The following is a 20696-nucleotide window of genomic DNA, read 5'->3' as shown; positions in this document are numbered from 1 at the left end:
GGAGCACATCACCATGGCATGGACACGAGACCAAATGGCCGCCATCGCGGCCGAAGAACTGAACGACGGCGATTACGTCAACCTCGGCATCGGCATTCCCACGTTGGTGGCCAACAACCTGCCTGACGGCGTGCGGGTGGTCCTCCAAAGCGAGAACGGTCTGCTCGGTATGGGCCCTTTCCCGTATGAGGGCGAGGAAGACGCCGACCTTATCAACGCAGGCAAGCAGACCGTCACCATCACCCCCGGTGGCAGCATCTTCGACTCCGCCACGTCGTTCGGCATGATCCGCGGCGGACACGTGAAGGTGGCCATCCTGGGCGCCATGCAGGTGTCCGGCTCGGGCGACCTGGCCAACTGGACCATCCCCGGCAAGATGGTCAAAGGCATGGGCGGAGCCATGGACCTGGTGGCGGGTACACCGAGGGTGGTGGTCCTCACCGAGCACAACGCCAAGGACGGTTCGGCCAAGATCGTGGCCGAATGCACGCTCCCGCTGACGGGACTCAAGTGCGTTGACCGGATCATCACGGACCTCGCCGTTTTCGACATCGAGGAAACACCGTCCACAGCGGAAACACCCGACGGCGGCACGCAGCTGCTGCTGACCCGCCTCGCCCCTGGCGTCACGGTGGAAGAGATCCGCAGCAACACCGAGGCAGAGTTCACGGTGGCGCTCGCCTCTGAGGAACACGCACTTGAAGGAGTAAACGCATGAGCCTGAAGGACCAATTCGGCAAGGACATCCTGCTCACAGGGTGGGGGCACAGCCAGTTCGGCAAACTGACTGATGACACCTTGGAGTCGCTCATTGTCCAGGTTGCCGGCGAAGCGATTAAGAACTCTGGGCTCGATCCCAAGGACATCGACGAAATTTACCTCGGGCAGTTCAACTCCGGAATGCAGCCCTTGGGATTCACGTCGTCGCTGGCACTTCAGTTGTCCGCAGACTTGGCTAACGTTCCCGCGACGCGCACCGAGAATGCTTGCGCTTCCGGTTCCGCGGCTTTCCAGCAGGGCGTCAAGTCCGTCCTGGCCGGGACTGCCCGCAACGTCCTGGTGATCGGGGCTGAGAAGATGACCGACGCCGGCGCCGACGTTGTGGGGGCGGCCTTGCTCGGCGCTTCGTACGAGATGGCAGGAAAAGCCTCTTCCACGGGATTTACAGGGTTGTTCGCTGAGGTGGCCAAGCACTACGGGAAGCGCTACGGGGCCGGCATCACCGGCCCGGGATTCGAAGGCGGCCTCGGTGATGTCCTAGGTTCCATCGCTGCCAAGAACCACCACAACGGCATGAACAACCCCTACGCCCAAATGCACCGCGACTTCGGCGAGGAGTTCTGCCGGACCATCTCAGAGAAGAACCCCATGGTGGCCGAACCCTTGCGCCGCACGGACTGTTCGCCGGTCTCGGACGGTGCCGCCGCCGTCGTGCTTTCCACGTCCGCTACCGGAGGCGCAACCGCGCCGGTGCGCCTGGCTGGTTTCGGCCACGCCAACGACTTCTTCCCGGCGGAGAAGCGCGATCCCACCGAGTTTGCTGCCACCAGGGCTTCGTGGGAGCGCGCGCTGGGCATGGCGGGAATTGGGCTCCAGGACCTGGACTTCGCGGAGGTGCACGACTGCTTCACCATCGCCGAACTCATCATGTACGAAGCCATGGGCCTCACTCCCCGCGGTGAGGGCGCGCGAGCCGTCCAAGAGGGCTGGGTTTACAAGGACGGCAAGCTGCCCGTCAACGTCTCCGGCGGACTCAAAGCGAAGGGCCACCCGGTGGGTGCCACTGGTGTGTCGCAGCACGTCATCGCGGCCATGCAACTCAGCGGCACGGCGGGCGACATGCAATTATCCAATGCCCGCCGGGGCGCGGTCCAGAACATGGGCGGCGTGGGCATCGCCAACTACGTGAGCGTGCTGGAAGCGCTCTAGCCCCGGATCAGCTCCGCGATTTCCGTAAACCCGAGCCGCTCTGCATTTTGCAGGGCGGTTCGGCCTTGGGGGTCGCGGATGTCCGGGTTGGCTCCGGCAGCCAGGAGTTGCCGGACCACGTCCTGCTGATTGGGCCCGCCGTTGTTGAGCAGGATGGCTTCCTGCATGGCGGTCCAGCCCAGATTGTTGACGTGGTCCACGGGCACACCCGCTGCGATCAGAATCCTGACCGTTTCCGTATGTCCATGTTCGCTCGCAGGGATCAGCGCGGTGCCGCCGTACCGATTGGTGCTGCGAACATCCGCTCCAGCATTCAACGTCAACTGCAGGACCTCGTTGAAGCCTTCAGCACCTGCGTAGAGGAACGCGGAGTCCTGGATGTCGTCCTTGGCATTGACGTTCCCGCCCGCCGCGATCAATTCCCGGACTCGGGCAACATCGTTGGCCTTTGCGGCGAGAATCAGGAGTCGGTCGGTTTCGATTTGGGCCTCCGGTAACAGTTTGGGTGGCACAGCAGCCGACGACGTCGGGCCAGGACTTGCGCTCGACGTCGCGGTCGGGCTGGGGGCTACGGGAGGCGGGGCCGGGCTGGAAGGCGGGGCCGCCGTCGTGCCTGTCCCTGCCGGCAGAGGCGACGACGGAGCACAGCCGGCCACGAGCCCGGCGATCAGCAAACCAGCACCGATCACCGAACCGGCGGCCAGGCCCCGCCCCTTCAGGGAATTCATACTGTCGAGGCTACTTCGCGGCCGCAGCCAACGCATCGGCACCGGCTGTGGCGCAGGCTTCGTCGAGGGCGCCGTCGGGGGCGCCGCCAACTCCGATGCCGGCCACTGAAACGCCATTGACCTTCAGCGGAACACCGCCGGGCAGGAACAAGGTGCCGGGAAGGTCGGCGATGGACGGGCCGTTACCGTTGATGCGTTTGGCGAGTTCACTGGTGGGAGCACCGAAAGCTGCTGCGGTGTAGGCCTTCTGTTTGGCGGCTTCGATGGTGTGCTCGGCGGCGTTGTCACCACGGAGGAGGGCCTGGACGGTGCCGAAGCGGTCAACCAGTGCCACGGTCACGAACGGCAGCTTGTCGGCCTGGCACTTCGCGAGGGCGGCATTGACGGCCTTGCTGGACGCCCCCACGGAGATGCGGTTCTGGGCTACGACGTTCTCCGGGGCAGGCAGAACGTCTGCGGCAACCTTCACCGGCGCGGCAGCAGGCGCGGCCGCGGGTGACACTGCGTTGGCAACGGCAGTGACACCGCCGGTGAGCAACAATGCTCCGGCAGCAGCGGCGGCAATCATCTTGTTGGACTTCTTCACGGGGTCTCCTTGTTGTGAGCATCGGGTACAGCTCCATGCTTTCGCGGACGGCCCACAGCCACATCGGCCGGGCGCCCCTCCCCGGCTCATCCTTTCCGCCACCGGTATCAGCCAAAAGGTGGAGAGACCAATGACAGCGCCGGGATCTAGCATGGAAAGAACGCCTTCCACCGAAAACCGGGAACGGGAACCACCCATGCCAACTGCACGTCCACGGCCAGAGCCCGGCAACGGGACCAGCAGCAGGCTTGATGGCCGCATTGATGTAGTTGTGCACTTGGGCTTTGCCGTCCTGATGGTGGCCTCTGCGGTCAGGTACGTCATGCGCCACTCCCCCGCGGACAACTTGTGGACCGTCGCCCTGGCCATTGCGGTGTGTGCCCTGTACGCGGTGACCGCCGTGTTGGTCCACCGTCAGCACCCGGACCAACGCAAGCAACAGCTGTGGATTCCGTGGATGGTGGCGTTGGTTGCAGCCTGGGCCGCGTTGGTGGTGATCGCCCCGAGCTTCGCGTGGTGTTCCTTCGCCATCTTCTTCCTCACACGGACGGCTTTCCGAGGCTGGGCCGGCTACGTGGCGGGAGGTGCGACGGCGGCCGCCACCGCCGTCGGGCTCTTCCGGATGAGCGACTGGACGGACATCGCCATGCTGCTCGGCCCGCTCGCAGCGGGCGCCCTACTCACCCTGATCTACGACAAGATCGAGCGCGACGCGGCCCTGCAACGCAAACTTTTCGACGACGTCACCCAGGCCCAGGAGCAGCTCGCCACCAAGCAACGTGAAGCCGGAGTCGCTTCTGAGCGCGAGCGTGTTTCCCGCGAGATCCACGACACCGTCACCCAAGGCTTGGCCAGCAGCCTGCTCCTCCTCGAGGCCGCCCAGCGCGCGTGGCCCGCCGAAACCGCCCACCAAGACGTACGCAAGGCAACAGATTTGCTCCGGCGCAACCTCGCCGATACCCGTAGCCTGGTGCACGAACTTTCCGCCCCGGGCCTGGAAACAGGCCCGCTCCCGGAGGCCTTGGAACACGCAGCCCGGCAGTACGTTGAGACCGTTAGCATCCGCGTCACGGGTGAAGTGCGCCCCCTTCCTTCCGAGGTGCGGCATGCCTTGCTCCGCGTCACCCAAAGCGCAGTTGCCAACATCAAACTCCATGCACACGCGGATCACGCCAGTGTGACCTTGGGGTACCTTCCGGATGCCGTCACCTTGGACGTGTTCGACGACGGCCGCGGCTTCGATCCCGACGCAGTACCTCCGCCTTCTGCTAACGGAGGATACGGCCTGCGGGCCATGCGACAGCGTGTGGAACAGTTGGGCGGAGAATTGTCTGTGGAGAGCTCGCCCGGCGAAGGAACCATCATTGCGGCGCAGTTCCCGCTGACCCGGCTTGCTGATCCGGCAAATGCCCTGAAGGAGGCACTGTGAACACCATCTCCGTGCTCCTCGTGGACGACCACACCGTAGTCCGGAGCGGGCTCAAGGCGCTGTTGGGCACCCAGGGTGATATCGCCGTCGTCGGGGAAGCAGCCTCTGGCGAGGAAGCACTGGAAGCTGCGCACGAGCATAAGCCCGCGGTAGTCCTCATGGACCTCGCGATGGGCGCCGGAATGGATGGCATCGAAGCCATCAAACTACTCCGCCAGTGGAACCCGAAGCAGGCCGTCATCGTGTTCACCACCTACGATTCCGACGCCGACATCGTCCGCGCAGTTGATGCCGGAGCAATGGGCTATTTGCTCAAGGACGCCGCACCGGAGGAGATCTTCGCAGCCGTGCGCGGCGCTGTGCAGGGGAAGAGCGTGATGAGTGCACCGGTGGCCTCACGCCTGTTCCAGCAATTGCGTAATCCTGACGAGATCCTCACTCCCCGCGAAGCAGAGTTACTCAGCCTCCTCACAGAGGGACTCAGCAACCGCGATCTGGGTAAACGCCTGTTCATTTCCGAGGCAACAGTCAAAACCCACCTCGCCCACATCTACGCCAAGCTGGGTGTGGAGACGCGGGCCGCAGCGATTGCCACAGCTATCCGGCGCGAGGGGATGCGGTGAAGGCACGCCGTTGGTTACGCTGACCGTATGTCGGACGTAGCGGATCGCAAAATGTTCAAAAACCCGGGAACTGCTTTGCTGGTCCGGGGAGCCCTTTCCATAGTTTTTGGTCTATTGATCACTGTTTTACCGAGCGCTACTGCCTTGGTGGTAGTTGTCATGTTCGGCATTTTCGCAATCATTGACGGAATTACCAGCGTGGCGCATTATTTCTACGACCCCGCAGGCCGTTCCCGTTGGACTGTAGTGGGCGGCCTTATCTCCATCGCGGCCGGCATCGTGGCAATTGCGTTGCCGGGAATAACGGCAGCAGCAATTGGCGTCCTCATCGGATTGTGGGCCCTGGTCCTGGGTCTCTCGCAAATCATCCTGGCGCTGGCTGCCAGGAGCTTCATCCGGAGCTGGGGCCTCTGGTTCCTGACGGGACTCGTCACCACTGTGTTTGGGATCGTTGTCCTTTTCAACCCGGGGCTGGGCTTCCTGAGCCTGGTGTGGATGCTGGCCGGGTTCGCGATCCTGACAGGGTTGCTCCTCATCGCCTCGGGCATCGGGCTCCGCAAGCTGGCCAGTTCACCGCCGCTGTTCGCGCGCTAGTTCTGCGCTGGTTCTACGCTGGTTGTGAACGGCAAAAAGGGCAGCAGGGGATGCGCTCAGCGCCAAGTTCGGTAAGTTAGTGGCTGTGAAGATAGCAACCTGGAATGTGAACTCCCTCCGCGCCCGTGCCGACCGCGTAGAAGCCTGGCTTGAGCGCAGCGACTGCGATGTCCTGGCCATCCAGGAGACCAAGTGCAAGGACGAGAACTTCCCGTGGGAGCTCTTCGAGCGCATGGGTTACGAGGTTGCGCACTTTGGCGTCAACCAGTGGAACGGTGTTGCCATCGCTTCCCGAGTGGGCCTGGAGGACGTGCAGCGAACCTTCCTGGACCAGCCTGCGTTCGGCAAGGCAGGTAAGGATCCCGCGCAGGAAGCCCGCGCCATCGCAGCCACCTGCGGCGGCATCCGCATCTGGAGCCTCTACGTTCCCAATGGCCGCTCGCTGGACGACGAACACATGCCGTACAAGATCAAGTGGCTTGACGTTCTGCAGGGCCACGCGGCCGAATGGGTGAAGTCCGATCCCACCGCCCAGATCGCGCTCATGGGTGACTGGAACATCGCCCCGTTCGATGACGACGTGTGGGACATCGAGCTCTTCCGCAACAACAATTACACCCATGTCAGCGAACCCGAGCGCGCCGCGTTCCACGCCTTCGAAACCGCAGGGTTCACCGACGTCGTCCGTCCCTATACTCCGGGCCCCGGCGTGTACACGTACTGGGACTACACGCAGCTTCGCTTCCCCAAGAAGGAAGGCATGCGCATCGACTTCTGCCTGGCCTCCCCGGCGTTGGCTTCACGCGTCACCGGAGCCTCCATCGACCGCGAAGAGCGCAAGGGCAAGGGTGCTTCGGACCACGCTCCCGTCATCGTGGAAATCGCAGACTAAGTACCTCGCAGACCAAGTACAAGGTCACTAACGAAAGGGGCGGCTGACATGACTGGAAACCTGTATCGGGGCCAGGCAGGTCTGCCGTTCTCTTCGTCGCTGCGCATTTACGAGCCCCTGGACGCGTTCCCGCCTGAACAGCAGCGCCAACTCGTTGCGGAGGGCAGCAAGAACGGATCCCGGGCCGCCGTCGAAAATGCTGAACTCCAGGCGTCGCTGGGACGCATCACGCGCTCCGGCGGCGATCCTTTCCCCACGGGCCGCACGGACCTGGTCCGGATGACGCGCGTGCCCAGCGGGCGTCACGCCGCGGTGTCCGGGAAAGAAGATAACGACGCCGGGCGGCTGCTTTACTGCCCCAGCCAGCTGGTGATTCGGGCCGGTTTGGCGGCCAACGCGCTCATGGACGGCGTGCACAGTCCCCTGGCCGACCTCCTCATTCCGGTCTCGCAGCGCGACAAGCACCAGGCAAGGATCGATCGCATCAACGCCGGGGAGGCCGCCAAACGCGTGCATACCCGTGCCTCCACATGGGGGATCCCGTTCAGTTGGTTCTCGCTTTTCAACGAGTCCGACCGCAAGGACGTAGTGGAATCCGAGGGGCGCATCCTGACCGTCCGGGTATGGACGCCCCTGACTGAGGCCCTGGACCGGGCACGGTTCGCCGTGGCCCACCTGGCGCTGGCAGCACCGGATTTGGACATGCTGGATGACCTGACACAGCTCACGGAATGGCTGGAACTTTTCCACGTCCAGTCCATGGTGGAGCTCGATTACGGTGCCGTAGCTGACAAGGTGTATCCGGACGAGTCCCCCATGGATGTTCGGTTGGGGATCGAGTGCCTGGCTGAAGGCGACATGACAGGTGCAGCCGCTGCCTACCGTCGGCTAGCTTCGCGGTGGATTCCCATCCGGCAGTTGGCGCGCGCTTCCTAGCTTGGCGTCGGCGCAAGCTTGGTTTTCGCGCTAGCTTGGCTCTGGCGCTAGCTTGGCGGAGCCGTTGTCTCGCGCACGATCAATTTGTGGGGGGCCACCTCTGAATGCACTGCTCCCGGGTTGCCGTCCAGTTCATCCAGCAGCATCTTGGTGGCCAGCTCGGCCTGGTTGTCTGGACGCTGCCCGACGGTGGTGAGCCCGATGGACGACGAGAAGTCGTGGTCGTCGATCCCGATGACCGAGAGGTCCTCCGGTACGCGGACACCGTGGCGGGCTGCTTCGAAAATGACACCCATCGCCATCTCGTCCGAGGAACAGAAAATGGCCGTTGGCTTGCGGCCGGGCTGACTCCAAAGACGATTGAAAGCCTGCTGCCCGCTGGTTACCGTGAAATCCCCCCACTGGTCCCACTCCGGGCGGACTTCCAGGCCGGCGTCGGTCATAACTTCCTGGAAGGCGCGGATACGCACGCGGGGGACGTCGAAGTTCAGGTCCGTTTCGTCGTCGCCATGGAGCAGTGCGATGTCTTTGTGGCCCAGGTCCAGCAGATGCCGCACGGCGGTGGACGCGGCGTCGTAATCATTGATGCCGATGTACGCGCAATCCTCTACGTGGCCACCCACCACAACCAGCGGGATATCGATCTTGTGGAGGTGTTCCAGCTCTTCCTCGGTCAAAGACATGCACAACACCAGCAGGGCGTCGATCTGCTTGTAGACCATGGTGGAACTGAAGAGCCGCTCACGGTTGCTGCCGTGGCCGCCCAGGTTGAACAGGGAAAGGTTGTACTTGCGTGAATGCAGTTCCCGATCCGCGCCTTCAATGGCCTTGGAGAAGAACCAGCGGCTGACGAAAGGGGCCAGCACGCCGATGGTGCGCGTACGGCCCGTCGCCAGCCCAGAGGCCGACGACGACGCCACATACCCCAAAGAACTGGCGACTTCGAGGATCTTTTCCCGGGTCGCGGGCGATACCCGGGGCAGTCCCCGGACCGCCCTGGAAACTGTCGCCGTGGAAACTCCGGCAGCTGCGGCGACGTCCTCAATACTGACGCCGGTATGGCCGCCGCGTTGGGACCTACCCGTTGTTTTTGACACAGGCTCCCCTCTCCGGCCGCCGTTGCTCCGCCTTCACCTTAAATGTGGACTTGTGCTTTGCCGCCCTCGGTTACGCAGCGATGTAATGCGCTGCGTAACCGAAGGCGCAGTTCCTAGCCCTTGAGGCCGCCGGACAGCAGGCCGCGCACGAAGTAGCGCTGCAATCCGAAGAACACCAGGAGCGGGATGATGATGGAGACGAATGCTGCTGCCGGGTTCAGGTAGTCCCTGGCACCACGGGTACCTGAGAGCTCCGCCAAACGCTGCGTAATCGGAGCCACGTCCGCCGTTCCGCCGGAGAACACCAAGGCCACCAGCAGGTCATTCCAGACCCAGAGGAACTGGAAGATAGCCAGCGATGCCAATGCCGGGACGGAGAGCGGCAGGATAATCCGCCAGAAGATGGTGCTGTGTCCGGCACCGTCCACCCTTGCTGCTTCGATGACTTCACCGGGAATTTCCGAGATGAAGTTGTGGAGCAGGAAGATGCCCAGCGGAAGGCCGAACATAGTGTGGGCGATCCACAACTGCGCGTATGAACCCGCGGGGAGCTGCAAGGTCTGCGTAAAGAACTGCAGAAGCGGAATCAGCGCCATCTGCAGGGGGATGATCTGCAGTGCGAAGACGAAGATGAAGAGTGCGTCGCGCCCCTTGAACTTCCCCCACGCGAAGACGTACGCGGCCATGGACGCCAGCACCAGCACAAAGATGGTGACCGGGATGACGATCGCTATGGAGTTGACGAAGTACTGGGAAAGGTTGGCAGATTGCGACCCCGCCGGGACCAGGACGTCCGTATAGTTCTTGAACGTGAACTGCCAGTCAGTGAACGCATTCCACCAACCGTCGGAGCGCGGGCCAACCTGCTTGGCAGCAGGACGGAATGAGGTAACAAAGAGACCGAACGTCGGGACGGACCAAACGACGGCGATGATGATCGCTGCCGCTGTTGCCCACTTGGACGTGAGCTTGGTCTTCACCCGCCGCATCATCGGCTGGGCGTCCTCGGTGGGATCGGATCCAGGACGCTGCCGGGTGGCGCCCTTCGAGGCCTCTTTCGGGGCTGGCGTGGCTGTCAATGGATCTCCCTTTGCTTACGAAGGACTCGTGCGTTGTACACAACGATGGGCAGCACCATCAGGAACAGGATCAAGGCCAAAGCCGCACCGCGCCCCGGCTCACCGGCCCGGAAGGCCTGAGTGTACATTTCGTTGGCAACTACCGAGGTGTCGTAGTTTCCGGCGGTCATGGTTCTCACGATGTCGAAGACCTTGAGCGTGGCGATCGTAATGGTGGTCAGGACAACCACCAGAGCTCCACGGATACCCGGGATCGTGACGTTACGGAACTGCTGCCACGCGTTGGCGCCATCCAGGCGGGCTGCCTCGGTGAGTTCCACCGGTACTCCCTTGATGGCTGCCGACAGGATCACCATCGCGAAGCCGGTCTGAATCCAGACCATCACAATGATGAGGAACATGGTGTTTCCCGGCGCGTCAAGGAGGAACTGTTTGGGTTCCATCCCCAAGGCGACGAGGAAGAAGTTAATCACACCGGTTTGTTCGATGTTCGGGCCGCGGTAGTCGTAGACGAGCTTCCAGATGATGCCGGCTCCCACAAAGGAGATGGCCATTGGCATAAAGACGAGCGACTTGAGTACCTTTTCGCCGCGGGCCTTGTCAATGAATACTGCGTAGGCGAGTCCGAAGCTCGTAGACAGCAGGGGAACCAGGACGGTCCAAATCACGGTGTTCCGCAGCGTGGTCAGAGCCTCGGGCTGTGTGAACATCCATACAAAGTTGTCAAGACCGTTGACATTGCCACCGGCATCCGTGAAGGCCAACATTGACGTGCGGATGGCCGGATAGACCAGGCCCACCAGCATCAGGATGGCAGCGGGGGCAAGGAAGCCGGCAACGGTTACTTTGTCCTTGACCGATTTAGGTGCCCTGTCCACCAGCAGCATGATGAGACCAATGACCGCTGCGAATATCGCCAGGGCTATCACTACTTGAAGGAGTTTTTCTCCAATAAATTCCATACCCAACCTCCGGGGCGTGAGTGAATCACTAAGTTCCGGGAAAAGCGCTGCCTCCCCGCTGGGAGTTCCAGTCAGGGGAGGCAGCGCTTTGGGAGTTAGCTCTTAGGCCAGCTGGATTCGATGCTGTTGGCAACATCCTGTGAGGACGTGCCGTTGATCCACTGCACGATGCCCTTCCAGAAGGAGTTGGAACCAACTGCACTCGGCATAAGGTCCGAGCCATCGAAACGGAAGACGGTCTCAGGGTCCTGAAGGATCTGGACGGTCAGCTTGTCGAGGTTCGACTGTGCGTTGTTGGGGTCCAGGCCCTTGTTGGCACTGACCACGCCGCCCAGCTTCACGCGGTTGTTGGCAAAGTCGGCGCTGGCCAGGTAAGCCAGGAACGACTGAACCTCAGCGGTGTCCTTGTAGGCGCCTACCATCTCGCCGCCACCGGTGACTGCCTTGCCCTTGCTTTCGTCAATCGGCGGGGTGATGAATGCCCATACGTCGCCATCTTCAGCAACGTTGGTGCCTGCAGGCCAGTTGGCAGCCTGGAAGTTGGCCTGGTGGTGCATGGCGCAAGTGCCATCCAGGACCGGCTGGCCAGCCTGTGCGAAACCGGTGCTCAGGATGGTGCGAACGTCACCGAAGCCACCGTTCACCATGTCCGGGTTGAGCAGGATGTCGCCGGCCTTGTTGAAGGAGTCAACGATCTTGGGGTCGTTGAACGGGATCTGGTGAGCCACCCACTGGTCGTAAACCTCGGGGCCATGGGCGCGCAGGACCACATCCTCGATCCAGTCAGTGCCGGGCCAGCCAGTTGCCTCACCGGATTCGAAACCGGCGCACCAAGGCTTCATGTTCGGGTCATCTGCGGCGATCTTCTTGGACAGTTCGATCATTTCGTCCCACGTCTTGGGAACTTCCCAGCCCTTGTCCTTGAAGGTCTTGGGCGCGTACCAAACAAAGCCCTTGACGTTCGCAAGCATCGGAGCGGCGTAGTACGTGCCGTCCACGGTGCCGTACTTCTTCCAGTCCGGGGACCAGTTCTTGTCCACGAGATCGGAGACGGTCTTCGGAGCGGGCTTCAAGTAACCTGCCCGTGCCTGGGTGGCAAGAAGGCCGGGCTGCGGGAAAATCGCCACATCAGGGGCGGTGCCGGACTGGGCACGCACGCCAATCTGAGTTTCGAATTCCTTGCTGCCCTCGTACTTGACGGTGATACCTGTGCAGTCTTCGAACTGCTTCCAGGATTCTTCGAGGTTGGTGGCTTCGATATCGACGATCGTCGAGTAGACGGAGACGGTCTTGCCGTCATGCTTGCCATAGCTTTCGTAGGCGGAGCAATCATCCGAGCCGGCGGTGGATCCTCCACCGCCACCATCTCCGCTACAGGCGGAAAGGGTAAGTGCCAGAACACCGGCGGCTGCGACCGGTAGCAGGTACTTGGTTTTCTTCATGCTAAAGACTCCTCGCTGAGTACAAAGATTCGGCGGCGCAATTGATGTGGTGACGCTCACACTAGCCATGATCCGCGACGCAATGCAAGCGCTTACACATAAAGTAACCGCATTGATACCAAGTAGCCTTCGCTTATGTGCGTAGAGGTCCTCTTCGGGGGTCGAGCAGGCTATGGCAAGAGGGCTCTCCACCCCTGCATTCCGCCCCTTGATTTGATTGCCTACTATTGCCTATGGAAAACTGGGAATCGTGGATGAACTTGAAGCACTGCAGACTATCGGCCGCCTGATCAAAGAAGAACGACTGGCCCAAGGCCTGAGCCAGGTTCAGTTGGCCAAGCAGGCTGGTACTGCCATCAAGACAGTCCGAACACTGGAATCCGGGACCCGCCGGACGCAGGAGATCAACCAACGCAAGCTTGAGCACGCCCTGGGCTGGAGGGCAGGATCCGTTTCGGAGGTCCTGAAAGGTAAGTCGAACTTCGCACCGGACATGATCACCCCTGATGACATGCGCTCAGGTGAGGAATCACGCCCAGGCCCTCCCCGCGTTTCCGTTCCGAGCGCTCCCGTTGCCCGGGCCTCGCACCTCTCCGACGAAGAGCTCCTTGCCGAGCTCACCTACCGGATGATGCACCGGAACAGGGGCTGAGCCTCGCGGATGGTCAGCCTTTGCGCCGAACCATCTCATTGATCCAGGCCGGCGCGAACGGCGACGTGCAGTTAGGCGGCGTTGGGTAGTCCTTGAGCACTTCCAAGCGCTCTCCGATGTCCAAGGCTCTGGCCCGGTGCTCCGGGAACTCGATTCCTATCTGCGCCAGGCAGTGGTTCATGGCCCATTGGAGGCGGTCCGGAGCTTCCTTCATGTCGGCCTCGATAACATCGAGCAGTTGCACGAGGTTCAGCCCGTCGGGCTTCTTGACGACTCGTTCGGAGGTCAGCGCCCAGCCGGCACTTGCCACCACGGGATCGGGGTCGGAGAACCATGCCACCCGCAAATCTTCAGAGTGCGGGCTTTTCTTGACGACGTAGTTCACCAGCCAGTCCTGCACTTTGGGAGTCCGAGCTTCGCGCAGCATGCTGTCCAATTCGGCCCGCTCAAAAGCCTTAGGTCGGCAGATCAGGAGTGCCAGCAACCTGGCGGCGGTGTCACCCGTGTCCCAGAGCTCCAGCGAGAGATCCTGCTGGGTCTTCAGCCGCTTCGCGACGGCGCGCAGTTTGCTGAGGTTTACCCCATGGTCATCACCATGCTTCTCATTCACCTCGCGGGCGCGGGGTTCTTCCAGTGCCGCCAGTTCCGCCATAAGCCCGGCCACGGTGGTCTCGAGCAGAGATTTGTCAGGCGCAGATGTTGAAGCCACTGTTGTTCCAGCCACTGGGGCCTCCTGTCCTTCGGTATGGGATTCAGGCTACCCGCAACTGAGAGCGCCAGGTCAGCCCACGCCAATGCGATTCACACCAGTGAAGGGTCCTCAGGAATTGAGCGAGCCCCTGACGATGCTGACGCTGGAGTGGCCGGGATTTCCGTCCAGTGGTTCATCCGAAACGTCGACGATGGGGAAATCGGCCAGGTTCAGGTCCGCCGGAAGCGGGAAGGTACCTGAGTCCGACTTCATGATTCCCAGACTGATCAGCCGTGTGAGGTCCGTGCCAATAAGCCAGACCTCCTGGTAGCCCTGCGCTTCTTCTTTGCTCAGTTTCACTTCCAGGGTTCGCGTTCCATCAGGGGACTCGAGGACTGTCGCCGATCCTGTAGCAGTGTGCTGGGCAAGTGGCGACAACTCTGCTCGTGCCAACGGCGTTGCCGCCTGGTTGATGTTCCACAGGGTTGCACCGGCGATAACCAAGGCACCTGCTGCGGCGACCGCCAGCCAGGTCCCGCGGCGTTGCCAGCCTTTGGGACGTTTCTTGGCGGAACGTATGTCCGCGGGTGGTGCTGCTGGTTGCTCTGGTTCGGATGGACCGTTAATGCCGGGCTTGCTGGTTTCTGTTCCTGTTGTAGGGCCCGCTGCGGAGCCCAAGGGGTCTTCCCGGATTGCGTCCGACAAACCCAGTTCCCGGTGAATACCACTCCACACGCTGGGCCCAGGCACCTCAAGGGTGCTGCTGTCCGGCGTGGTTTTCATGGCGTCAACGGCGCGGCGCAATGCGGCGTACTCCGCCGAGCAGGCATCGCAGCCGCTAAGGTGCTGCCGGCCTTCCTCATCGAGCCAGTCACCGTATAGCGCCAGGAGGCTCAACTCTTCCGGATCAATGTGCGGCATGGTCAACCTCCAGTCTGCTTCTTAGGTGGATCAAGCTGCGCCGAATGTGGCTCTTGACGGTACCAAGCGGTAGTTCAAGCCTGCGGGAAATCTGCTCATGCGTCAGGTCTTCATAGAATGCCAATTTCATGATGGCACCCTGCGGTTCACCAAGCCGGTCGAGTTCGCCGTCCAGGAGCAACCTGTCGGCCAGCACCTCGACAGCTCCCTCCGTAGGACCTCCGCCGCCGGTGTCTTGGACCTGGGCGACGGCAAGGACTCTACGAACTTCCCGGTTCGACGCTGAGTGGGCGTCCGCAATGACGTGGCGTGCAATGCCCACTATCCATGCCGGCAGGCGCGCGACCTCGGGGTTGAAGGTGTCCCGTGAACGCCACACCCGGATAAACACCTCTTGGGTGACGTCGTCGGCCGCGGCACGGTCCCTCAAGGACCTCAAAGCGAGCGTGTGAACCAGCGGGGCAAACTGCCTGTAAGCAGCCACAAGTGCAGACTCATCCCCCGCCATGAATGAGGCGGTCAACGTATCGTCCCACTCGGAAGAAACCTCGTTTGGGGATACCAAAGGAGACTCCTTCCCGGCGTCAGCGACGAGGACCACGGCCGGGTTGGGGTGCTTATTCAAGGACCGCGGTGACAATCACATTGTCGCTGTAGTCCATTCGTTCGTCCAGCCATCTGCCGCCGCAGGTGACCACCTTGAGTTCGTGCGGTCCGGTCCGGCGGAACAGCGAGTCGCCGTCAAAGGCGTCCTTGGCCATCAGCGTGACGGAGACAACCCGATAGTTGAGTGCGGGAGCACCCTCCCGCCCTACGGTTATCAAGGTTCCGGCCGGCAAGGATTTCAGCTGGGAAAACGGCGCTTGGTCAGAGGTGGTGTCGATGTGTCCGGCCAGGACAGCTCTGCCTTCCGCGGCTCCAGGGGCGGATCCGAATCGGTACCATCCGGCCTGGTAGAAGGTCTCCGGTATCTCCATTGCCCCACCGGGCGCGACCCCCACGGGGATAACGGCCATGTCAATTGACGTTCCGGCCACCTTGAGCGACACAGGAGGGGGAGCCGCCGCGGGCTGCATGGGAGTTGTGCCCTTCAGCGAGACTTCGGCAGGTGGTCGGGAAGGCTCGGCAGGGGGCAGCGACGGTTGAGTCTGCTGCTCACTGGGGTTCGGGCCGCTTGCCTCACTGGAAGAACTACCGGCCGTCGACGGTGTCGCGGTTCCGCATGCCGTCAGAACGAGCACTGCCATCCCGGCGAGCGCCGCCATCCGGCGGCTTCGGCTCGGCTTACTTGGTGTCATAACGGTTGTTTCCTGGCGGTCTACGGCAGGATGCTCCAGCTGCCGTGATTGATGCGGGGTCCTGGCCGTCGTTATCGGACGACCAGGACCTGTTCCGCTCTTATGTCATGCTGTTGCCTTGGCCTTAAGACTTCCTTGCGGCGAAAGTGCGAACCTTTCCAAGCCCCACGACGATCAGCAGCAACGTTGCCGCCGCGAGTCCGCCGCCCATAACCATCTGTTCTGTCGGGACACTGCCCGATGAGCCGTCCAGGGCGCCTGGTACCGATCCGGGAGCCGAATGCAGCCCGTCAATGGTCTGCACCGCTAGTTGAAGGTTCTTGTCAGTCAGGCTTCCCCACGCATAGACGATGGTGTGCGTGCCTTCGGCCACCGTCACATCGGCCGGGCCAATGACAGGTGCTGTCGTACCCGCTGCGGCCACTGCGGCCGAAATCGTGCCCGGGTCAAGGGTGAGCGTTTGCTCATCGGGGTTGGCCAGGTTGGTCACCACGGCTGTGCCGCCGGCAAGCACATCCACAGCTGGCGCCGCGGCCGTGTGCCGGACCGTCAGCTTGCCCTTGCCGGCATCGATGCGCGAGACGTCGTTCGTGAAGAAGTTCGCGGTTGGCTTCCCGGCCGCATCGAGGTTGGCGACGGCGGTGTAGTTGCCGCTCGCCGCCAAGGTCACCGTCACCGGCCCGATAACAGGGGCAGAGGCATCCGCGGCGTCCGAGGCGGTAATGGCCACATCGTAGGCACCGGGCGGAAGTGCCAACGGCCCGGCCAGAGTGCCGGGAGTGAAGTCGTCCAGGGTTCGTGCTCCGTTGACCCAGACGTCAACGGTAAGCCCAGGCACTCCGTGAAGTACAGACAGGTGCGCGTCACCCTCCGCCGCCTGCGCGGGGACAGCCAAGACGATTGCTGCTGCCAGTGCTGCGGCGCTGGCTCCTGCTCCTGCCGTAAGTATTCTGCTGCGCATATCCTTCTCCTCAATCGGCCCGACGTGCGGGGATTTTGCTGATACCCCTACTACCGAAACAAGGCAGGCCATGGATGCGGATGCGCTGTATTTTTTTGTATGTTTCTCTGTGTCCGTCTTGTCAGCGGACCCTTTCGGCTTTGGTGAACCTGGATCGGGCACCGGAAACCATGTGCACCAGCACAGGGGTCTTTTGTCCGATCACAAGGTCCAGCGCTTCAACGAGCTGAGACACTTCAGCCGCGAGGATATGAGGCGCCACTCCTTGCCTCGGTTGGATGCGAATGCGCAGGCCCGGTTTGCCTTTTACCTCCAGGGTCGCCACCGATGCACCAGCGAGGTCCGTCCGTTCAGATAAGGCGGCCCGTAGCACCTGTTCGGCGACGCCCCCGCCGATCCGGACTTCACCGTCCACGTCGCTGTCGTCGTCGCTGGCCACCAGAAGGTTGGCCCTGCCTTTGCCTTGCTGCGACAACCAAGCGATCATCGCGATGATGATGGCCACCAGGATGAGGCCTGCCACGATCCACAGCCAGCTCTCTTCACGTCCTGGGAGGTGCGTTTGCCGGAAGGCATTTTCGGCGCCCGCCCAAACAGAAGCCGACCAACCATGCCACCAGGTGGCCACTGCCGGGACGGTGGCCAACAGCAGGAGAAGCAGCCCGACGGCCAGCAGTTTCGCACCGATGATGAAGAGCAGTACACGGTTGAGGGCCCGCGGTGTTCCGTTCACGCCCCGATCACCCCCGACGAAGCCAGGTTCACCTTGACAACAGGCATGGGCACCGGCGACATTTCTTCAAGTTCAGCCTGCACAGCAGTAAGCACGGCTTCTTCGCTGACCCGGCTGCCCGAGGTTGGCCGCACGTTCACCACAACCATCTGTCGCGAGACAACCACCATGACTTGTTCCTGGGTGACGTTCGCGGCAGTTCGTGCACGACGCGCCAACGCAGAGGCCAGGACTTCGTCATCAACCACGACGGCGGTACGCGGGTCCCGGAGCAAGTGGCGGGCGCGCCGGCCCGGCAGAACAGCATGGAGGAGGAAGAAGAGCCCAACCATGGCGATGACGGCACCACTCGCACCGAGCAGCAGGGGTGACATGCCTTCCGGGAGTGCGATGATGCGCTCCGCGGCAGTGGTGGGATCGATCAGCCAGGGTGGCTGCCCGATGGCGCGGACACCTGCTTCGAGCAGTGCGTAGACACACAGAACGATGACCAGGACGGCCGCGATAACAGACGCTCCAGCGCGGGACGAATGCGTCTCACGGCGCAGGATACGGCTCATCCCGGGGTCTTCGCCGGCAACCGGGCTGGCTCCCGCGTTCGGGTCCATTGACTTCAATTGTTGTGTTTCCTGATCCTGGGTCACTGGACGCGGCCTCCCTCAGTGACGTGCGCTCCACTGATCCTGATATCCACCCTGCTGAGTTGGGAGCCGCTAAGCCGCGTCACCGTTTCAAGAACAAAAGCCTTGGCCGCCACGGCACGATCCCAGATGGACCCTCCAAATCCTTGGACACGCTGCGGATCACGCAACACCTCGGTCAAAGCCGGGACGCTGATAGGTGCCACGATGGACAAAGCCAACAGTCCGTCGTCGTCCGCCCAATCAGCCCGGATGTCGTGGGCCTCAACGCCGAGCGCCTCCGCTGCAGCGGCCCGAGCCAACGATGTCAATGCCTGGGTACTGATCCGGTTATGGCCGGCCAGGCTGGTGGTGTAGTCCACAGCCTCAGCCACGCTCATGACGAAGAGCGCCGGCCCGTAATGGCGTCCAGCACACTGCGGAGATCCAGCTTGCCGTCAGCCGCGCGGCCAAGCAGCGCGCCGATGCCCATGAACAGCAGGGAGATCAGGAAGCCCCATAGTCCGAAGGAGAAGGACATGAAAGCCACGAAAGCGCCGATAGCGATTCCCACCACGGTCATGCTCATTGGAGAACCTCCCTTTCCACTACCGCTGTCTTGCTACCCGCGGGTTTGGCCGGCGGCGCAATGAAGACATCAGTGATCTCGATGTTGACCTCAATCACCTGAAGGCCAACCAGTTCCTCCACAGCCCGGTAGACCGCAGCCCGGACCTGGTTGGCGACGCCGTGCAAAGGGTGACCGTAGAGTGCAACCAACGTGATGTCCACGGCCACTTGCGTCTCCCCCACCTCGGCGCGGACGCCTGCTGCGTGGTCCGAGCTGCCGACGGCGTCGCGAATGGCACCCAGCGCGCGGGACGGAGCCGAGCCCAAGGAGTAGACGCCGGGCACTGTGCGGGCAGCGATACCCGCTACTTTGGCGACGGCCGCCTCGGAAATGATGGTGCGTCCGGTACCAAGGATTTCGCCCCCAGGCACGGGATCAAGCTGCACGTTCTGGTCTTCCACGGAGCACTCCCCTTCTCTTGAGTACCACCCTAGCGTCTAGCTCCGACGCTTTGGGAGAAGCGTCGGAGTGAAGGGAGCGTGCCCGGTGGCGGCTACTTACAGTTCTTCTCGGTCCAGTCCTGGATGGGCTTCATCAGTTCTTCAAACTGCCCGTCGCCGTATTTGCTGAAGTCCGAGCCCGCAGCCTCCGTGAAGGCCCTAAGTTTCTCGAAGGCCGGCTTCAGTTCTTCCGGCACTTTGCCCTCCATTTGGGACAACTCCTGTTTAGCCTTCTCGATGTCCTCGGGCGTGCCTCCAGCCATTGCCGCAAGCGGAAGGATGGTGACGCTCAGCATGGTGGCGCTTACCGAAAGACAGGCCTCAGACAGGGATCCGAACTCGCCGTAGACACCACCCGTTCCCGTGGGCGCATCGGGGCTCGTGCTTGTATTGGGGCTCGCGCTTGCGTCAGGATTCGCGCTTGCGCCCACATCCGCGGCAGGCGCCTCCGACGACGACGCCGCACTGGGCGTGGACTGCGCAACAGGCGTCGGGAAAGAGCAGGCGCTGAGCGTCAGCATGGCAATCAACAGGGCAGCCGATAGCAGGCGCCCGGACGTGGACAGGTGTGGGCGTTCGATCGTGACCATGGTTCCCCCAATAAGATGCATGCGATGACAAGCCGGCGAGGCAAGAATACGCCCGGGAACATTCGGAGACCATAGGCGGGTTATCCACAACCCCGAATTCCTGACTGGGACGCGGTTGTTCGACCCACCTAGACTGGCCGACACACCACCAAAACCGCTGCTGGGGAGCCTGTCATGCCACGCCACTCGTTCATGTCTTCGTCTTTTGTTCGCGCCCGTCCAGCGGTTTTGGCTCTCGCTCTTGCGATGCTTTTGAGCGGCTGCCAGGGCGGTGCCACACCCAGCAGCTCACCGACGGAAACAAGCACGACGACGGCGCCGCCCGCCTCGAGCGCTTCAGTTCCCGAGGCTTCGGCTACTCCGTCAGCGCCTGCCGTTTACAAGCCAGCTGATGCACAAGGCAAAGCGCAGAATGTCCCCGTGCCTGTTATGCCCGAGCTGGCGAAGGAGAATTCAAAAGCGGGGCTGGAGGCGTTTATCGGGTACTGGTATGCCACATACTCTTACGCGATTGAAACCGGCGATCTTGCTGCATGGCAGAAAATTACCGATACAACAATTCCAGTAGCGGTCGCCCACGAAAAGTCCGTGAATCTCAATCACATCGACGGCAGATGGATGGCTGGCGGCAGGCTGACAACCCCAGTAATTGAGGTCGCCTGGGATGATTCGCCGAGTACGACCTTTTCAGCCAGGGTGCAGGTGATCCAGGAAGCAATCCAGTACTTCGATGCTGGTGGCGCCAAAGGCCAGGAGGACTCCGCCGCCACCAATACGGCCGACGCCGTCTTCGCTAAGTATCTAAGTAACGCTTGGAAGGTCACCGACTATGGAACGATCGTGGGCTAGCCGTGCGGAATCT

The 20696-nt window shown here is 62.2% G+C and carries 26 protein-coding genes; 9 read left to right on the top strand and 17 right to left on the bottom strand.

Annotation, left to right across the window (positions count from 1 at the left end; genetic code table 11):
- Window positions 1-13 precede the first annotated feature (13 nt).
- Entirely contained in the window at window positions 14-718 is a 705-nt protein-coding gene (locus KCX59_RS02420) for a CoA transferase subunit B (protein ID WP_091464901.1), read from the top strand.
- The gene (locus KCX59_RS02415) at window positions 715-1929 is read left to right on the top strand and encodes an acetyl-CoA acetyltransferase (RefSeq protein ID WP_179016483.1); all 1215 of its coding nucleotides are present in this window, start codon (window positions 715-717) and stop codon (window positions 1927-1929) included. Before KCX59_RS02420 ends, KCX59_RS02415 begins: the two co-directional genes overlap by 4 nt.
- Here KCX59_RS02415 and KCX59_RS02410 read toward each other — a convergent pair.
- Together KCX59_RS02410 and KCX59_RS02405 are read right to left on the bottom strand one after the other, a co-directional pair.
- Window positions 1926-2657: an ankyrin repeat domain-containing protein gene (locus KCX59_RS02410; protein ID WP_179016484.1), complete on the bottom strand. Its 732-nt coding sequence runs from the start codon at window positions 2655-2657 to the stop codon at window positions 1926-1928. The two genes, KCX59_RS02415 and KCX59_RS02410, sit on opposite strands and share 4 nt — an antisense overlap.
- Window positions 2658-2667: 10 nt before the next feature.
- On the bottom strand, window positions 2668-3243 hold the full coding sequence (locus KCX59_RS02405; RefSeq protein WP_178993596.1) for a GlcG/HbpS family heme-binding protein: 576 nt from the start codon (window positions 3241-3243) through the stop codon (window positions 2668-2670).
- A 196-nt stretch (window positions 3244-3439) separates the two neighbouring features.
- Here KCX59_RS02405 and KCX59_RS02400 point away from each other — a divergent pair, with 196 nt between their 5' ends.
- The 5 genes from KCX59_RS02400 (at window position 3440) to KCX59_RS02380 (ending at window position 7717) form a co-directional block, all read left to right on the top strand.
- Window positions 3440-4672, top strand: coding sequence for a sensor histidine kinase (locus KCX59_RS02400; protein WP_179016485.1), 1233 nt, complete (start codon window positions 3440-3442; stop codon window positions 4670-4672).
- Window positions 4669-5295 carry a response regulator gene (locus tag KCX59_RS02395; RefSeq protein WP_179016486.1) on the top strand — a complete coding sequence of 209 codons (627 nt, stop codon included), beginning with the start codon at window positions 4669-4671 and terminating at the stop codon, window positions 5293-5295. Before KCX59_RS02400 ends, KCX59_RS02395 begins: the two co-directional genes overlap by 4 nt.
- Before the next feature lie 27 nt (window positions 5296-5322).
- The gene (locus KCX59_RS02390; RefSeq protein WP_179016487.1) at window positions 5323-5889 is read left to right on the top strand and encodes an HdeD family acid-resistance protein; all 567 of its coding nucleotides are present in this window, start codon (window positions 5323-5325) and stop codon (window positions 5887-5889) included.
- A gap of 85 nt (window positions 5890-5974) precedes the next feature.
- Complete coding sequence (locus KCX59_RS02385; RefSeq protein WP_178993588.1) at window positions 5975-6781, top strand: exodeoxyribonuclease III; 807 nt, start codon at window positions 5975-5977, stop codon at window positions 6779-6781.
- Window positions 6782-6829: 48 nt separating this feature from the next.
- Complete coding sequence (locus tag KCX59_RS02380; protein ID WP_091464893.1) at window positions 6830-7717, top strand: hypothetical protein; 888 nt, start codon at window positions 6830-6832, stop codon at window positions 7715-7717.
- A 47-nt stretch (window positions 7718-7764) separates the two neighbouring features.
- Here KCX59_RS02380 and KCX59_RS02375 read toward each other — a convergent pair whose 3' ends face one another.
- From KCX59_RS02375 to KCX59_RS02360, 4 genes are all read right to left on the bottom strand, one after another.
- The gene (locus KCX59_RS02375) at window positions 7765-8814 is read right to left on the bottom strand and encodes a LacI family DNA-binding transcriptional regulator (RefSeq protein ID WP_178993586.1); all 1050 of its coding nucleotides are present in this window, start codon (window positions 8812-8814) and stop codon (window positions 7765-7767) included.
- A gap of 113 nt (window positions 8815-8927) precedes the next feature.
- Window positions 8928-9893 (bottom strand): carbohydrate ABC transporter permease, encoded by a 966-nt coding sequence (locus tag KCX59_RS02370; protein ID WP_091464890.1) that lies wholly within the window; start codon window positions 9891-9893, stop codon window positions 8928-8930.
- Window positions 9890-10855 carry a carbohydrate ABC transporter permease gene (locus KCX59_RS02365; protein WP_178993584.1) on the bottom strand — a complete coding sequence of 322 codons (966 nt, stop codon included), beginning with the start codon at window positions 10853-10855 and terminating at the stop codon, window positions 9890-9892. The genes KCX59_RS02370 and KCX59_RS02365 overlap by 4 nt, the downstream gene beginning before the upstream one ends.
- A 95-nt stretch (window positions 10856-10950) precedes the next feature.
- Window positions 10951-12297, bottom strand: coding sequence for an ABC transporter substrate-binding protein (locus KCX59_RS02360; protein WP_178993582.1), 1347 nt, complete (start codon window positions 12295-12297; stop codon window positions 10951-10953).
- A 250-nt stretch (window positions 12298-12547) separates the two neighbouring features.
- Here KCX59_RS02360 and KCX59_RS02355 point away from each other — a divergent pair, with 250 nt between their 5' ends.
- Entirely contained in the window at window positions 12548-12949 is a 402-nt protein-coding gene (locus tag KCX59_RS02355) for a helix-turn-helix domain-containing protein (RefSeq protein ID WP_091464885.1), read from the top strand.
- A gap of 13 nt (window positions 12950-12962) precedes the next feature.
- On the opposite strand, the gene KCX59_RS02350 is transcribed toward KCX59_RS02355, so the two are convergent.
- The 11 genes from KCX59_RS02350 to KCX59_RS02300 all read right to left on the bottom strand — a co-directional run bounded on the left by KCX59_RS02350 (window position 12963) and on the right by KCX59_RS02300 (window position 19834).
- Complete coding sequence (locus tag KCX59_RS02350) at window positions 12963-13673, bottom strand: DNA alkylation repair protein (RefSeq protein WP_370629146.1); 711 nt, start codon at window positions 13671-13673, stop codon at window positions 12963-12965.
- 96 nt (window positions 13674-13769) lie between these two features.
- Complete coding sequence (locus tag KCX59_RS02345) at window positions 13770-14561, bottom strand: anti-sigma factor domain-containing protein (protein WP_179016488.1); 792 nt, start codon at window positions 14559-14561, stop codon at window positions 13770-13772.
- Complete coding sequence (locus KCX59_RS02340) at window positions 14548-15162, bottom strand: RNA polymerase sigma factor (RefSeq protein ID WP_014920569.1); 615 nt, start codon at window positions 15160-15162, stop codon at window positions 14548-14550. The genes KCX59_RS02345 and KCX59_RS02340 overlap by 14 nt, the downstream gene beginning before the upstream one ends.
- A 16-nt stretch (window positions 15163-15178) precedes the next feature.
- Entirely contained in the window at window positions 15179-15859 is a 681-nt protein-coding gene (locus tag KCX59_RS02335) for a class F sortase (RefSeq protein WP_179016489.1), read from the bottom strand.
- A 124-nt stretch (window positions 15860-15983) separates the two neighbouring features.
- Window positions 15984-16820 (bottom strand): DUF4397 domain-containing protein, encoded by an 837-nt coding sequence (locus tag KCX59_RS02330; RefSeq protein WP_179016490.1) that lies wholly within the window; start codon window positions 16818-16820, stop codon window positions 15984-15986.
- A 121-nt stretch (window positions 16821-16941) separates the two neighbouring features.
- The gene (locus tag KCX59_RS02325; protein WP_091464875.1) at window positions 16942-17553 is read right to left on the bottom strand and encodes a hypothetical protein; all 612 of its coding nucleotides are present in this window, start codon (window positions 17551-17553) and stop codon (window positions 16942-16944) included.
- Complete coding sequence (locus KCX59_RS02320) at window positions 17550-18161, bottom strand: DUF6286 domain-containing protein (protein WP_218648804.1); 612 nt, start codon at window positions 18159-18161, stop codon at window positions 17550-17552. The genes KCX59_RS02325 and KCX59_RS02320 overlap by 4 nt, the downstream gene beginning before the upstream one ends.
- Before the next feature lie 32 nt (window positions 18162-18193).
- Window positions 18194-18574, bottom strand: coding sequence for a hypothetical protein (locus KCX59_RS02315; RefSeq protein WP_054808722.1), 381 nt, complete (start codon window positions 18572-18574; stop codon window positions 18194-18196).
- On the bottom strand, window positions 18571-18762 hold the full coding sequence (locus KCX59_RS02310) for a DUF2273 domain-containing protein (RefSeq protein ID WP_026542624.1): 192 nt from the start codon (window positions 18760-18762) through the stop codon (window positions 18571-18573). The genes KCX59_RS02315 and KCX59_RS02310 overlap by 4 nt, the downstream gene beginning before the upstream one ends.
- Entirely contained in the window at window positions 18759-19205 is a 447-nt protein-coding gene (locus tag KCX59_RS02305) for an Asp23/Gls24 family envelope stress response protein (RefSeq protein ID WP_179016492.1), read from the bottom strand. Before KCX59_RS02305 ends, KCX59_RS02310 begins: the two co-directional genes overlap by 4 nt.
- A 92-nt stretch (window positions 19206-19297) precedes the next feature.
- Window positions 19298-19834 (bottom strand): hypothetical protein, encoded by a 537-nt coding sequence (locus KCX59_RS02300; protein ID WP_179016493.1) that lies wholly within the window; start codon window positions 19832-19834, stop codon window positions 19298-19300.
- Between the two features lie 429 nt (window positions 19835-20263).
- Here KCX59_RS02300 and KCX59_RS02295 point away from each other — a divergent pair, with 429 nt between their 5' ends.
- Window positions 20264-20683: a DUF6318 family protein gene (locus KCX59_RS02295; protein ID WP_434122666.1), complete on the top strand. Its 420-nt coding sequence runs from the start codon at window positions 20264-20266 to the stop codon at window positions 20681-20683.
- Window positions 20684-20696 lie beyond the last annotated feature (13 nt).

Source organism: Paenarthrobacter nitroguajacolicus, assembly GCF_051027655.1.
Lineage (GTDB): Bacteria > Actinomycetota > Actinomycetes > Actinomycetales > Micrococcaceae > Arthrobacter > Arthrobacter nitroguajacolicus.
Note: the sequence above shows the minus strand (reverse complement) of the source record. Positions and strands in the feature narration are given on the sequence as shown.